The organism is Halalkalibacter hemicellulosilyticusJCM 9152 (genome assembly GCF_000513115.1).
GTDB lineage: Bacteria > Bacillota > Bacilli > Bacillales > Bacillaceae_D > Halalkalibacter > Halalkalibacter hemicellulosilyticus.
Genome location: NZ_BAUU01000011.1, coordinates 102,782 through 117,504, shown reverse-complemented (window position 1 = coordinate 117,504; position 14,723 = coordinate 102,782). Strand labels below are relative to the sequence as shown.

Genomic DNA, 14,723 nt, shown 5'->3' with positions numbered 1-14,723 from the left:
CGCTCCTTAATCATTAAACAAAATGAACAAATAATCAACTAAAGGGACTTATCTCTTTCTAGCCATGCGTCAATGAATAAATTATAATAAAAGAAAAGGAGGTGACACAAATGTCAAAAGAACAGCTTGATCGAATGGAAAACTTACTAACGCAACTCGTCACATCAGTCGGAAAAACAAATTCAGAACTTCAATCTATGAAAGAAGAACAATCCTCTATAAAGGATGGACAAAATTCAATGAAGCAGGAACTATCTTCCATCAAACAAGAGCAGTCTTCTATGAAGCAGGAACTCTCCTCCATCAAGCAGGAGCAGTCTTCTATGAAGCAGGAACTCTCCTCTATCAAGCAGGAGCAGTCTTCTATGAAGCAGGAACTCTCCTCTATAAAAGATGAACAATCTTCTATTCGTGAATATATTTGTTCTTTAAAAGAAGGACAGGCCTTGCTACGTGCGGACATCCAAGCACATAGAGATGAAACAAGATCTCAATACAAAGAAGTTATCCTGCGATTAGATAGTATCGAAGCAGACCAAGACCATATTTGGGAAAAAGCTTCTCGAAACGAAAGAGAAATTGCAAAAATAAAAAGACAATAACCCTCATATTCCTTTCCACTTCAATTTTAAACCTTTCCCTAAAAATTACTAGTACGTTTATGACGGAGTGCTAGTTTACTAGCATTCCGTTCAACATTTACATCAAATCAAAAAAATCGCTTATCTTCAAATTTTATGTAATAATAATATTAAACTATTACGAAGGAGCGATCTATATGGAAAAAGGAACAATCAAACATATGGCATTTTTCACCCTCAAACACTCTCTTACCGACCAAGCAACAGAAACATTTTTAAAAGATGGCCAAGCTATTCTAAGTGCAATCCCTGTCGTAAATAACTTTGAAGTGTTGCGGCAGACGAGCCCAAAAACGGATTTCGATTTTGGCTTTTCTATGGAATTTACCAATCAAGAAGACTACGATACATATAACAACCATCCTAGCCATGTCGCTTTCGTAGAAAAACGCTGGAAAGTAGAAGTAGAACGTTTTCAAGAAATTGACTATACGATTTTATAAGAAAAACTGCACAGCAGACTTTTCTTAAAAGCGGCGTGCGGAGCCGTTACAGCGGTTTTCAGTTTTTCTGAAAATGGGGTTCTTTCAGAAAAACGTGTAACGTGCGAAGCCGCCGCTCTCCTTGAGTTTGCTTACACTCTCTATGCTTTTCCCACATGTCTTCCTCGAAACTTATACTTTCTTATCTTCTAAGAAAAAATCGACAGCACCTTTTCTTAAATGCGTTGTGTGGAGTCATTACAAAAGCTCGTAAAGAGCCCATCTGACACATCGAATTCACATTCATTAAACTATACGAAGAAAAAGCGTTCAACATATATTTGAACGCTCTTTCGCTTGCTATTACTTATGAAACGTCTCACTTTGCTTATAACCGTCGACATAAATCACTTCTATTTCAACAGAACCTAGCCCTACTTCTTGTAATTGTACATACCATATGTTCGCTTCTTCAACTACCCCATCATCTATAGCTGTATCGTTTTGTAACGAAGAGGAAGATGCTACTGAAGAAGATGATGTTACTGAAGTTGATGTATATCTTGCTGATTCGTTTTGTGTATTCATTTCCGATTCATTCGGATTCTTTAGAAATGGTTCGATTATTTCGCTTCCATCTTCTAACCGAAACGTCGCGGTAGCGGATTCAATTTCATAGAATGGAAAAAGCGCCTCATTCTCATGAATTGTTGCACTAAACAACATTGGTGTATTAACTCCACCACTCGATGTTGATGTACTCAGTTGAAGTGATTGTCTTTGATATACGTATTCTGGAATTCTTTCCTCATTTGTCGTTCTGTTCATCCCCCCTCTGAAACGATTTGATAGACATAACTGTCATTTGGATTTAATCGTAATTCACTTGAATAAATTGTGCCTGCTTCTAATGTCGCCTCTGCTTCATTCCAGTTACTACTATTCTCTTTTCGATACATCATTGTAACATGAGCGTCTTCTCCTATTTCACGAAATGTCCATTCACTCTGCAACACAATTTCTTCTGAAGACGATTCTTCAACTTCTGGACGAAAACTCATATTGGTTACCCATTGATTTTGTTCATTTAAATCAAGTAGCTGCCGATCAATAGAAGATAATTGATTTTCCATATTCCGTTCAGTATGAAAGTGACGATCAATTAAATGCTCGACCTCGTTCGTTAATTGATTCATATTCACTACTACATAAATATTAATAAGAACACTAATAACCAATAATCCGAATAACCCTTTCATAACACGATTCAAAATATGCCCCCCTTATGAGGCCATTCTAACATATAATTACACACCCTAAAAAAAGAACTTATTTGCATTCTCTACTAAACCATCACCTACTAGTAGGATACGACTTCCCCCGGATGGTCGCAACCAAACTAAAGGGGCCATATGAACGTTTTTGAAACCCTCGTGCTATCTGACCTTTATCCTACTGTCGTACAAACAAAAATATCCCACCCTTGAGCTAAAAAGCTAAGTGGATTATTTTCATATGAGCGACCTCATTAGAACTATTGCAATTAAGACAAGTGATGTGCAAACAACAATGGGTTTCTTCCCTATATTTTTTTGGGAAATATTCGCTAGTTCATCTAGCAGCCCTTATAAAATCGGGTGTATCCCCTCCATCTTAACCTCCCATTCGCCATTTTTCGGAAATCCAAATAATGTCTCTTCATGACCAGCATATCCTGCAGCCATCATGGCAACTGCTAGTAAGAGCGCTCCATTCCCTGGTAAATAACTCGTTAATCCTTTACGTTGATAGTTATGTCCATTTTGTAAGTAGGCATTTTTCATTCTATCCATTAACAAAAAATCCACTGCCCATTCCGACTCGCCTAACCTCGCAGCTGTCATTGCACACATTGGAAAATCCCATCCCCAAGCACTATTCCAATCCCACTCATCTTTCACTTTTTTTAATGTTTGTCTCATACGATGGTGGTTAATCCGCTCACCTGGTAATACCCCTAACGCTGCTACCATTGACGGATGATCATGTTGAAATTGTTCAAAAGTCGTTGAACATTGCTCATGCGCTAAATAGACACCTTCTTTATGTGGTGATTCAGCTAATTGATTCGCAACTGCCTCCCACTTCTTTGGTACGGCTCATTCAATCGCTTTGCCCACTTTATCGCCAATTCTAACCCGTACTTCCAATATTCAAGTTCATACGGAGGGTTTATACTAACTTCTGGTTGATGATTTTCTTGTGCAGGAATAAGTGGTGGTCCGAGGACATACTGAGCTCTCGCTTCATCCCAAACCGCAAAGGACGCCATAAAATGAGCCGATTCAAAAACAAGATACTTATACTCCTTTAAAAAACTCTCCCTTTTATTCACCCGATAACATAGCTCAGCTAACGTAATCGGGTGGGGCTGTTGCCATATGAGAGCAACTGCAATTGGTGAAGGGCTTTGGTTCCCATCAGATCCAACCATTTTCGGCCATCGTGCCCCATCATATCCTTGTGATTGAGCTAGCTCTTTCGCTTTTGGCAATATTTTTTTATACCAACCTAAACTCTTCTCTAACAACTCCCCTCTTCCCCATAATGGAAAGTGAGCTGCATGCCAATAATGCATTTCAAGATGAAATTTACCGAACCAACTATTGTACATAAAGCCCGTCTCCTGAGGGGGAACACTTCCACTTGAATGAACCGCTAATAAAAACTGCGATAAAATAACTCGCCTTTCTAATTCAGGCGCTCGTTTATCCGTGCACCTTGAAAAATCAAGCATGCCTCCCTTTAGCCAAAATTTTTCCCAATAAACTTGACTTTCTTGAATGACAGTATCTACCGTACGACTCACCGCCACCTCAGATAGACCAAATGCTACACATAAATCGAGTTGTTCTCCATTAATTGGCCAAAGTGTAAATTGATGAACAGATGTTTGTTCGACTTCACCTGTATTCCACCTTAATCGAACATCATAATGATCATCATCCATACACCTTCGTAACAAAAGCTCGTTAGCAAATTGCTGAATGACATTTGTTCGATGGCGTTCTGGATGATCCCACCTCAGATCAATGGCTTGATCCCATTCATTTGAGGCAACATCAGGATTTGGAAACGTTACTTGCACACATAAGCGTCTTGTCTTTAGTATAGGGGATTCGATTCTTATAGCTAATTCATCCTTAAATGGATGACAGATTGTCTTTACTTTGACAGGGCAATCTTCAATAGTAAAATGGCTATATAAACACCCCTCCCATATATTTAACGTTTGCTCGATCTGCTTTATATCTTCTACTTTGGCTAATGTACCGTCCTCTTTCCGAAATTGAAAGGAAAGTTGCCCTAACTGTAGTCGATGTGGATTTTGGCGTAACCAGTGATAAATTTCACTTGTTTGACCTGGATACAATGGATATTTAACAAATCGTCCATACGTATCCAACTGTTGTTGATCGACATCATTAATCGAATATACATTATGTCCATTTGATGAATGCCAACCCCAATTCGACTGCGTACTTAATGGAACTTCATACACATCTGGGAATGATTGTAACCCAGTTATATCTGCCGTAAATGCAAACTCACCATTCCCAACACTAAGTGGCGAACGTGGATCTACTTTTGACAATTTCGGAAAATGCCGTTGAACGACTTCTTTTCGATCAATTGCCATCCTTGTCCCTCCTCACGATTATTTTTCCATTTAATTCTTCTAACCTAATGAAAATCGGGCGTTCCAATGGCGTTTTATTAGGCGTATGTAACGTTAACATTCGTTGCCCTTCAAAAGTCGAAAAGACCATGCCATGACCACCATCATTCCTAAACAGCGGCTCATCCTCTTGTACCCACGGCCCTAGAACTTGTCCAGTTGTTGATCTCGCAATTCCTTGGGCATAAACATGATCAATGAAACTCGCCCAAAGCATCATCAGTTCACCGCTTTGAGAGTGAAACAAATACGGACCATCTGTTACATAATTATTTCGGTTCGGAAATCTACGATGTTTAAAAGCCGTTGTCCATGGTGCTTCAGATGCTTTAAATAATATAACGGGTTCTCCAATCGTATGTTTCAAATCTGTTGATAACCTTTGGGCACATAACTCACCATCGGCAATTTGAACCCATTCATGACAAAAAACAATCCAAGGTTCTCCTGCACCATCAACATGTAATGTACCATCTAGACAGTACCAGTCTTCAGGCGTAACTGGACCTTCGCTATGGGGTAAGAACGGACCCATTAACGAGTTAGAGTAAAGAACTCCTGTACCACGTTTTCCGTTATCCTTTCTTAGAAACGTCGCAAACATATAATAGTTCCCATTATACTCATGTACTTCAGGTGCCCAAAAATTTTCCTTAGAATAAAACGTATCACTAGGACGAAAAACAGGAAATGGCCCATCCCAACATTCTAAATCCTCACTTATATAGACATCAAACCCAATACCCTCTCCCCAAACATTTGGATCCGTACTACCAAACAAGTAGTATTTATTCGTTTCATTATCAACAAAAACAAACGGATCTCGTAGCTGAATCTCTTCTTTTTTGACCATACGCTCCTCCTATTAGTGGTATTCTGATGGACTTACGCCTGTCATCGACTTAAACACTTGACTGAAATAAGTAGGATTTTGATACCCTACCATTTCACTCACTTCATAGACCATATACTTTTTTTGACGCAAGTAGTCCTTAGCTTTTTCAATGCGAAAATGATTGAGGTAGTTTACAAATGTTTCACCTGTCACCTTCTTAAATATCTGGGACAAATAATTCCGATTCACATACAATGTCTCTGCAATTTCTGCTAATGTAATCTCCTGATCATAATATTCGTGCACATATTCCTTCACGCCAACGATTAATTTATAGCTTTTACGACCTGTTAATTCTTCCTTCACCTGCTGAATCCATTCTTCTATATAATGACCCATCCATTCAGTCAAGTGATGAATCGTACGATGAGCATAAACTGTTCCCATTAATTTGGACAAATCCTTACTTTGCCATTGTTCACGAAGCTGTGCATCAAACATGAGCGCATTCAAAATCGTTACACATACATTTTGTACGATCAACAACGGAATGCTTTGTTCATTTTTTATCTCTTCTATAAACTTCTGCCAAATAGAATAGACAAGCTCTGCATCTTTTTGTTGAATAGCACTTTGAATCGATGTGATCATATCAAATGGATAAGAATACACTGGAGAAGATCCATATGTTTCAGCCTCAGAAAGAGTGAACACTTTATTCACTTCTTGATACTCAGCAGCCTCTAGCGCGCGCTGACTCTCAAGGTAAGAGTCAATCATCTCGTGAATTCCTTGTTTCACACGACCAATTCCAATAATGACTGAAACCTTCAAATAGAAAAGCAATGTACTCATCAATTCATTCGCAAGTTCCTCACATAACTTCTCAAGGCAATCTGTATATTCATTTTCAAAAACAACAAGAACAAATGTTGAATCTGAATAGTCGACAACATGAAGATCAACCTGAGTCGTCCGCGTATCCGTTTCAATTAGCTCTGTAATAATATTTTGGACACTGAATTTCATTAACTGCCAATCACGCTCATGAGCTTTCGTTAAATAGGCCGGGCGAATAACCGTTAAAGTACTAACAACAACTTTTTGTAAAGGAGATATATGTAAAAGATTAAGCTTCTCTGTAGGGATCCCTCCCCGCTTATAGCGTTTTGTTAACATATCACGAATAAGAGCATCTTTTGTATAAATTAAATATTCCTTACGTTGTTCTTCATAGCTTGCTAGTAGCTTTCTTTGCTTTTCCTCACTTTCAATTTTTTGTTTAATTTCAATTAAGACGTTCTCAATTTCTTGAATAGGGGCCGGCTTTAAGAAAAAGTGTTTAACACCATATTGAATCGCTTTACGTGCATTCTCAAAATGATCGTAACCACTTTGGATAATAATTTGAATAGACGGAAACTGATTAAATAATTTTTTCGTTAATTCTAGCCCTGTCATGTTTGGCATATAAATATCTGTAATAATGACATCAGGAGGGTTATGTTCAATTTTGTTTAAAGCCTCTAAACCATCTTTAGCTGTTTCAACGATTTCAAAACCAAGCTCTTGCCAGCGAACATGCTTAACTAAGCCCTCACGAATCACTGTATCATCATCGATAATATATACTGTCTTCATGACTGACCTCCCTTGTAGCCATCAAGCCACTCTTGCTGCTTACGTATCCATTGCTGTAACTCATGTTCCTCTTCAATGATCGGTAAGACGATTTGAACACCTACCCCTCCCTCACGTCGGTTACGAATTTGAATCCGATAAGGATCTCCACAATACATCCAAATCCGTTCTTCTACATTTTTAATTCCTATTCCGGTACATGTCTCAATGCTCCACTCATCTGCGAGTCCAATTCCCTTATCTGAAACAAATAACTCTAACATCGGTTGATGAGCTTCTTCAATGATCCTTCCCTCCACCCCAATATAAATCGTTTCTTTATATGGTGATGGATATCCGTGTCTCATACTATTTTCGATAAAGGCTGCAGAATGATTTTCGGAACATATAAATCCTTTAATGACGCCTTTACTCTTTCATGATAATGAACCTGACTAGTGAGTCTTGTCTGCTGTATTTGAATATAGCTTTTCACATGCTCTAATTCATCTCGAAGCAGGATAAACTTATTACCACCACTCAAGCCAATTCGTAGCATCCTGCTGAGCTGATTGACCATATCACTAATATCATTTGCACGATGGTCCATCGCCTTCCACCTGATCATATCTAGCGTGTTATATAAGAAATGAGGCATAATTTGACTTTGTAAGGCGCGTATTTCCGCCTCTCTTCTATAACCACTTTCGGCTTTCAACCGTTTAACAGATTCATTCAATTCCTTTGTCATTCTGTTGAAACTAGAAGCAAGAACATCATATTCCTCAATGTAATAAGGCCCAACCTTCTGATTAAAATCTCCTTTTTCAATACTTCTCATCCCTTTAATTAAATTTGAGATTGGTAGAGAAAACCGTTTTCCGATCCAGTAAACAATCGGTATGGAAATCAACAGACCGAGCAAGCCCATGGCGAAGATCATTATCCCCATTTGTCTCGTTTCTGTATACAACCCATCGACCGGAATTACTTGGGCTAACCTCCACTGATCATAATTAGGCTCTGATAACAACAATAGAAAGTAGTCGTTATCATATCTAATTAACTCATGATGATTCGTTATTTGTTGATAGTCTTCTGTTAATGTTGAGAACGGTTCATCATTCATAGATGAGACTACTCGATCAAGGATAGGAAATACTTCTGATGTGTGAGTTTCCGCTATAATTCTGCCACCCGTATTTAATAGAATAAGAGGTTCACTCGTTTGATTTAGCAACTCTTTATCCGACATATATTCAAAAAATGTCTCTGCTGTCACATTCACTTTAATATAACCAACCGTCTCACCACGTTGATTCATCAATCGATGCATATAACTGATGAACTCCTGACTCGTATGAATGGATTCATGTTTAGGCACCCAGGCATAATCTGCTTTTGAGAAAAGAGAAGGAAACCACTTTTCATCCATCACATGATTCATCGGTTGAACGACTTCACCAGAAACAATCGGATATTCCTCGTAATGGTTTGTGTAAACTTCGATAGAATGAATAAACGTCTTCATACTTGTGACACCATTCATAATGCTAATTAATTCTCGTTGATCACTTATCGCATCATAAGCGTTGTCTGGCTCATCAGAAAACATTTCAATAACGTTACGATTAATAGCAATGTATACACCTGCCTCACTGACACTTGAAATAAACCCAGCAAGCTTTTTAGCGCTTTCATTCAACAATGTCAATCTCGTTTCACTAATTTCCTCGGACGTAAAGTTAAAAAAGGATCGATAAGAAGCCATGCTAAGTGCCGCAAGAAAAACTCCATTCACTAATACAAAACTTATTACCATTATCGTCGTTAATTTTTTGAACATTAGAGATGGCCATCCTTTTTTTCTTTATTTAGCAAAGAAAATGCTTTCCTGCATTCTACCCTTTCAGACCTGTTGTCGCAATCCCTTCAACAATATACTTTTGAAAGATAAAGAAGACAGTAGAAATAGGTATTAAAGAAAGAACAGACATCGCAAACACTGCCCCCCAAGAAGATTGTCCTTGTGAATCTAAGAAAAGACGCAAACCTAAGGGCACTGTAAATTGATCAATCGTATTTAAATAAAGAATTTGACTAAAGAAATCATCCCATGTCCAAATAAAGGTAAAGATCGCTGTCGTAATTAACACAGGCAACGCTAATGGAATGATAATTCGAAAATAAATTTGAATGATACCACACCCATCCATCGTTGCACTTTCATCTAATTCACGAGGAATCCCTCGAAAGAACTGCACCATTAAAAAGATAAAGAAAGCATCTGTCGCTAATAGCTTTGGTACTGTTAATGGTAAAATTGTATTGATCCAATCAAGCTGATGAAAAATCGTATATTGCGGTACTAATGTGACGTGAGCCGGTAGCATTATGGTCATCAGCATACATGCAAACAACAGCTTCTTTAATGGAAATTTCAAACGAGCAAAGGCGTATGCGGCCATCGAACACGTAGCAATATTCGCAATTACACTAATTGAACTGATTAAGAAGGAATTTTTGAAAAAGGAGCCAAAAGTCACATCTCTTACAACATTCCATCCATTTAAATAGTTATCGAACGTTATTTCTGTCGGCCATAGACCTGGTGATGAGAAAATTAAATACTCGGGCTTTAACGAGCTTGAAATCATCCATAAAACTGGATAGAGCATAAGAAGACCGAAGGAAATGATAAATATATGAACAACGATTCGCTTTCCATGAACTTTTCTCCTCATTTATGATTTCCCTCCATCCTCATAGTAGACCCAATATTTAGATGAGATAAAGATAAACGCAGTTAATGTTCCTAATACCATAACTAGAATCCAAGCCATTGCTGATGCGTAACCCATTTCAAAATGTGAAAACCCTTTTTGATATAAATACAATGTGTAGAATAGCGTCGAATTAATTGGCCCCCCTGTCCCTTCACTAATAATGTAGGAGGAGGTGAATACTTGAATCGATTTAATTAGCTCAATGACTAAATTAAAGAACAATACAGGAGTTAACAGTGGTAGTGTAATCTTAAAAAACTTTCTTATATTGTTCGCTCCATCAACCGCTGCTGCTTCATAAAGCTCAGACGGAATTTGCTTCAAACCAGCAAGAAAGATCACCATCGAAGCTCCGAACTGCCAAGTTGCTAAAATAATTAATGTTCCTAATGCAAAGTCTGGGTGAGCAACCCAGCCCTTACCCGTAATATTAAAAAAAGCCAGTACTTGGTTCACTAAACCATCGATACCAAAAATATTTTTCCATAATAAAGCTATCGCGACACTCCCTCCTAATAGCGAAGGAATATAATAAACGGTACGATAAATACCAATCCCTTTCATACTACGGTTTAACAAAAGAGCTACTAATAAAGCAGCTATTAATTGGGTTGGAACGGCAATCATCACAAACGTAGCTGTCACTTGAACAGAGTCCCAGAAGCGCTGATCTTGAAATAAATTTTGATAATTAGCTAGACCGATCCAACGAGGCGGATTCATGAGGTCGAAACGAGTAAATGACAAATACAATGAACTAATCATCGGACCTAATACTAATCCGAAAAAGCCAATTAACCATGGCAATAAAAACATATAGGCAATGAAACTATGCTTTCGATCACGTTTTTGTTTCGTTACTGCTTTCAGTTGGATAATTGGATTTATCTTTTCCGTAGGGTTCTCCACAACGATCCCTCCTACTCTCTATTTTTTTAACGAACCTAGATTACAATGTTACATGTTGCGAGTGGCTCCGCTGCACCTCCATGATTAGCTGGAACCTGAGCCACTCGATCATTCTTTTATTCTTCCGAATACCGTTCAATATTAGCTATTAATTCATTAAAGTAATTTTCTGAAGCCTCTTCAACAGTGGATTGTTCAAAGTAGATTCGTTCAGCTGTCTCTTGGAATAATTGAGTATTCTCGTTATAGCCCGGTAAATTCGGAATATATGGTGCTTCGGATGTTGAGCTAACCCAATCAATATAAGCAAATATTTCTTGATCAACGACATCCCCTGAATCTAAGAGAAATTCACGAACTTCAGCATTGACTGGTGCTCCGCGGTCATTACCTAGAATTTCTGTCGCCTCTAAATCATTGACAAAGAAATCTAAGAACTTAGCTACCTCTTCCGGATGATCGGTCGTATTCGTACCTGCTAAAAATTGACTCGGTCTTAGTCCTACTCCATTTTTGCCTGATTCACTATTATAAGGATTAATAAATAAGATCAATTCATCTTCAGTTGCACCTTGGTAGGCTCCAAGCTGATTACTTGCGATCGCTTCCATTACAACTGTACGTTGAACAATTAAAGACTGTTCTGGAGTTTGAGTCGCTGTTACTTGAACTTCTGGAATCGCAGCACCCCCAGCTTCTCTTAGCTCCTTCCAAAGTGTAAACCAATCCTTTACATCTTGTGGCTCAAAGCCAATCTCACCATCTAAATATGTCCATTTATCACGTTGTGCTAAAAAGGTTCCAAACCCATCCTCTTCAAAGTCAGCTGTACCATAAATGCCATCTAACGTTGCTGATAGCTCATTAGCTATTTCATAGAAATCATCCCATGTCCAATCTTCGCTTGGTAGCACTACACCAGCTTCATCAAATAACGTTTTATTTAATAGAACCCCTCTTGCATTCGTCCCTAATGTTACTCCATAAAACTGTCCATCAAATGTAGCAGCGTCAATCATACTTTGATCATGCTGACTTAAATCAAGCTCATTCCCAACATAGTCATCAAGTGGAAGCACTGTACCTCGTGCAACGAAGTCGTTCAAATTCCCTCCATACTGAACAATATCAGGTGCATTTCCAGCTGCAAGCTGTGTTGAAAGTTTATCAAAATACCCATCAAACCCAGAGTATTCTGGCACAATCGTGACATGCGGATTCTGTTCTTCGTATAATTCAATAACTTTTAACGTACGATCATGTCTCTCTTGTCCTCCCCACCATGTCATACGAAGTTCAATCTCTTCCTCACCACCATTTGTTTGTGCCTCTTCATTAAGTGGTTCCTCATCCCCTCCTGTTGACGGTGCGTCAGCCTCTTCACTTTGTGAATTACATGCTGCAACCATTACTATAAACAAACAAATACTAAACCCATACAAGAATTTTTTCATCATGTTTCCCCCTTTCTTGTGATACTACTATTCTATTTTGTAATCGCTTACACTTAAATGAAGAAAAGTTAGGTAAGTTATAAAAAAACTCATCTTTTTCTATTTAATCTAACATTTTTGACGATGTTCAACATAATTTTTACACAACCCTCAGCGGTCTCATTAATCAACCGTCCCCATCTATTCTTTTTTAGATAAAATCTATAGTTTAAACGTTTACATTGCAATACTCTTTCCTTATAATTAGGAACTGTATAAATTTCTTAATCGATTGGAGAGACGTGCAGTGACGAAAAAAGTACAGCAAAATGAACCAATTGTAACTCATTTGTACACAGCAGACCCATCTGCCCATGTATTTGATGGTAAATTGTATATTTATCCTTCGCATGACCTCGATCATGATGGACCAGATAATGATAATGGTGATCAGTACCGTATGGAGGATTATCACGTTTTATCAATGGAATCAATTGACGGTCCTGTTGAGGATCACGGTGAAGCTCTTCATGTTCGTGATGTTCCGTGGGCATCAAAGCAAATGTGGGCTCCTGATGCTGCTTACAAAAATGGAACGTACTATTTTTACTTCCCAGCTCGAGATCATGATGGCGTTTTTCGAATTGGTGTCGCAACAAGCCAATCACCGACTGGCCCATTTAAGCCTGAAAAGAATTACATTGAAGGAAGCTATAGTATCGATCCTGCTGTATTTGTTGATCAAGATAATCGAGCATATTGCTACTTCGGCGGTTTATGGGGAGGGCAATTAGAAAAGTGGCAAACAGGAACCTTCCTTCCAGATGTAGAAGAAGGACCTGAACTAGACCAACCAGCAATTGGACCACGCATTGCCGAGTTAAGTGAGGACATGCTTTCATTTAAGGCCGAACCAAAAGAAATTTCAATCGTCGATGAAGAAGGAAATCCTATTGTGGCAGGTGATGAGGATCGACGTTATTTCGAAGGACCTTGGATTCATAAATACAATGACTATTATTATTTATCCTATTCAACAGGAACGACTCATAAAATTGTTTACGCAATAAGCAAAAATCCAGAGGGGCCTTTTGAGTTCAAAGGAACGATATTAAATCCTGTCATTGGTTGGACGACTCATCATTCGATCGTCGAATTTAATAATAAGTGGTATTTATTCTATCATGACTGTTCATTGTCTGATGGCGTCAATCATAAACGCTCTGTCAAATTTACTGAGCTCCACTACAATGAAGACGGAACCATTCAAACGATTGATCCGTATAAATAAACCTACAGTCATACAACATTTTAAGCCCATTATGAAAGACAATCACTTTCACAATGGGCTTTGTTTCTTTCATTTTTTAGTACTCGTTTCTTTAAACTGTTTCCCTTACTTGAAAATACGCTCTTAATACTTGTGCTAAATAGGCAAGTGGTGTCGTTTCGACTTGACCGTATTCTCTCAATGTATAAAGATGAACGGCATTCGGTAATTCATGCTTCAATTGTTTACGAATCTTTTCCCCTGACTCATCGGCATCAACTAAAACATATACATCTTCATTTTCAATTGGTAAAATGATTTCCTCAAGCTTCTCATTACTTAATGTACCATGTGTACAAACAATCGTAACCGTTTCATTTAAAACTTTCTTCACACGCTTACGATCATTGGAACCTTCTACAATTAAGACTTTCTCCACCATACGACTTCATTCCCTATGTCTGAAGTAACTTCTACACTTTTAGTATAAACGTTTCTTATGAATTGTTAAACAAAGATGCTGTAAATTCGTGCATCTTCTAAGCGTTACACAGAATGATTGATTAACTACACATGAATGACCTATATATACGAGGGACCAAACAAGTTAAAAGGCCATACTTTTTCAGTGCCCTCATATACAAAGGGGAGTCCCAAAACCTGAGACCCCCTCTTAACATACTTGTTACTGATATTTACCATTCTACATCAACACCTATTTCTTCAAAGACTTCTAGTATGACTGGAAAAGCAGCTACTGATTTCGGAAAGCCAGCATACGCAGCACAATGTAAAACAAGCTCTAAAATCTCTTTCGGTGTCACACCTACATGAATAGCGGTATGAACATGAAACCTTAATGCTTCTGGAATTCCTTGTGTCACAAGTGAAGACAACGTGATGAGCGCTCGTTGTTTATGATCAAGCTCTGTTCGCGACCAAATCTCACCATACCCAAATGACATCATCATTTCCTCAAATGCAGGATGAATGTTTTGAAAGCGTTGAACTTGATCTATCCCTTGCTCGCCTCTAATTTGTCTTAATATATCCATCCCTTTTTCATAGCGTTCATCTCGTATACTCACA

General features: G+C 38.2%; 16 protein-coding genes. 3 read left to right on the top strand and 13 right to left on the bottom strand.

Features of this window, described 5'->3' with window-relative positions:
* Positions 1–110: 110 nt before the first annotated feature.
* Positions 111–602, top strand: coding sequence for a hypothetical protein (locus JCM9152_RS08495; protein WP_035343144.1), 492 nt, complete (start codon positions 111–113; stop codon positions 600–602).
* A 176-nt stretch (positions 603–778) separates the two neighbouring features.
* Positions 779–1,084, top strand: a complete 306-nt coding sequence (locus JCM9152_RS08490) for a Dabb family protein (protein WP_035343141.1) — start codon at positions 779–781, stop codon at positions 1,082–1,084.
* A gap of 342 nt (positions 1,085–1,426) precedes the next feature.
* On the opposite strand, the gene JCM9152_RS08485 is transcribed toward JCM9152_RS08490, so the two are convergent.
* From JCM9152_RS08485 to JCM9152_RS08440, 11 genes are all read right to left on the bottom strand, one after another.
* Positions 1,427–1,891 carry a hypothetical protein gene (locus tag JCM9152_RS08485; protein ID WP_035343138.1) on the bottom strand — a complete coding sequence of 155 codons (465 nt, stop codon included), beginning with the start codon at positions 1,889–1,891 and terminating at the stop codon, positions 1,427–1,429.
* Positions 1,888–2,334, bottom strand: a complete 447-nt coding sequence (locus tag JCM9152_RS08480) for a hypothetical protein (RefSeq protein WP_035343134.1) — start codon at positions 2,332–2,334, stop codon at positions 1,888–1,890. The genes JCM9152_RS08485 and JCM9152_RS08480 overlap by 4 nt, the downstream gene beginning before the upstream one ends.
* 354 nt (positions 2,335–2,688) lie before the next feature.
* Positions 2,689–3,075, bottom strand: coding sequence for a hypothetical protein (locus tag JCM9152_RS24005; protein WP_369384543.1), 387 nt, complete (start codon positions 3,073–3,075; stop codon positions 2,689–2,691).
* A gap of 86 nt (positions 3,076–3,161) precedes the next feature.
* A complete protein-coding gene (locus JCM9152_RS08475) occupies positions 3,162–4,742 on the bottom strand; it encodes a glycoside hydrolase family 65 (RefSeq protein WP_369384542.1) in 1,581 nt (526 codons plus the stop codon).
* Positions 4,732–5,634 carry a glycoside hydrolase family 43 protein gene (locus JCM9152_RS08470; protein ID WP_035343131.1) on the bottom strand — a complete coding sequence of 301 codons (903 nt, stop codon included), beginning with the start codon at positions 5,632–5,634 and terminating at the stop codon, positions 4,732–4,734. Before JCM9152_RS08470 ends, JCM9152_RS08475 begins: the two co-directional genes overlap by 11 nt.
* A gap of 12 nt (positions 5,635–5,646) precedes the next feature.
* Positions 5,647–7,257 carry a response regulator gene (locus JCM9152_RS08465; protein ID WP_035343128.1) on the bottom strand — a complete coding sequence of 537 codons (1,611 nt, stop codon included), beginning with the start codon at positions 7,255–7,257 and terminating at the stop codon, positions 5,647–5,649.
* Positions 7,254–7,604 carry a sensor histidine kinase gene (locus JCM9152_RS08460; protein WP_035343126.1) on the bottom strand — a complete coding sequence of 117 codons (351 nt, stop codon included), beginning with the start codon at positions 7,602–7,604 and terminating at the stop codon, positions 7,254–7,256. Before JCM9152_RS08460 ends, JCM9152_RS08465 begins: the two co-directional genes overlap by 4 nt.
* Positions 7,601–9,082, bottom strand: coding sequence for a sensor histidine kinase (locus tag JCM9152_RS08455; RefSeq protein WP_035343124.1), 1,482 nt, complete (start codon positions 9,080–9,082; stop codon positions 7,601–7,603). The genes JCM9152_RS08460 and JCM9152_RS08455 overlap by 4 nt, the downstream gene beginning before the upstream one ends.
* A 55-nt stretch (positions 9,083–9,137) precedes the next feature.
* Positions 9,138–9,980, bottom strand: a complete 843-nt coding sequence (locus JCM9152_RS08450; RefSeq protein ID WP_035343122.1) for a carbohydrate ABC transporter permease — start codon at positions 9,978–9,980, stop codon at positions 9,138–9,140.
* Positions 9,981–10,838 (bottom strand): carbohydrate ABC transporter permease, encoded by an 858-nt coding sequence (locus tag JCM9152_RS08445; RefSeq protein WP_081727955.1) that lies wholly within the window; start codon positions 10,836–10,838, stop codon positions 9,981–9,983.
* Between the two features lie 209 nt (positions 10,839–11,047).
* On the bottom strand, positions 11,048–12,385 hold the full coding sequence (locus JCM9152_RS08440) for an ABC transporter substrate-binding protein (protein WP_052015775.1): 1,338 nt from the start codon (positions 12,383–12,385) through the stop codon (positions 11,048–11,050).
* Positions 12,386–12,671: 286 nt separating this feature from the next.
* On the opposite strand from JCM9152_RS08440, the gene JCM9152_RS08435 reads away from it, so the two are divergent.
* A complete protein-coding gene (locus JCM9152_RS08435) occupies positions 12,672–13,655 on the top strand; it encodes a glycoside hydrolase family 43 protein (protein ID WP_035343119.1) in 984 nt (327 codons plus the stop codon).
* A gap of 91 nt (positions 13,656–13,746) precedes the next feature.
* On the opposite strand, the gene JCM9152_RS08430 is transcribed toward JCM9152_RS08435, so the two are convergent.
* Positions 13,747–14,076 carry a toprim domain-containing protein gene (locus tag JCM9152_RS08430; RefSeq protein WP_162831720.1) on the bottom strand — a complete coding sequence of 110 codons (330 nt, stop codon included), beginning with the start codon at positions 14,074–14,076 and terminating at the stop codon, positions 13,747–13,749.
* A gap of 253 nt (positions 14,077–14,329) precedes the next feature.
* Complete coding sequence (locus JCM9152_RS08425) at positions 14,330–14,722, bottom strand: carboxymuconolactone decarboxylase family protein (RefSeq protein ID WP_235715663.1); 393 nt, start codon at positions 14,720–14,722, stop codon at positions 14,330–14,332.
* Position 14,723: the final 1 nt, after the last annotated feature.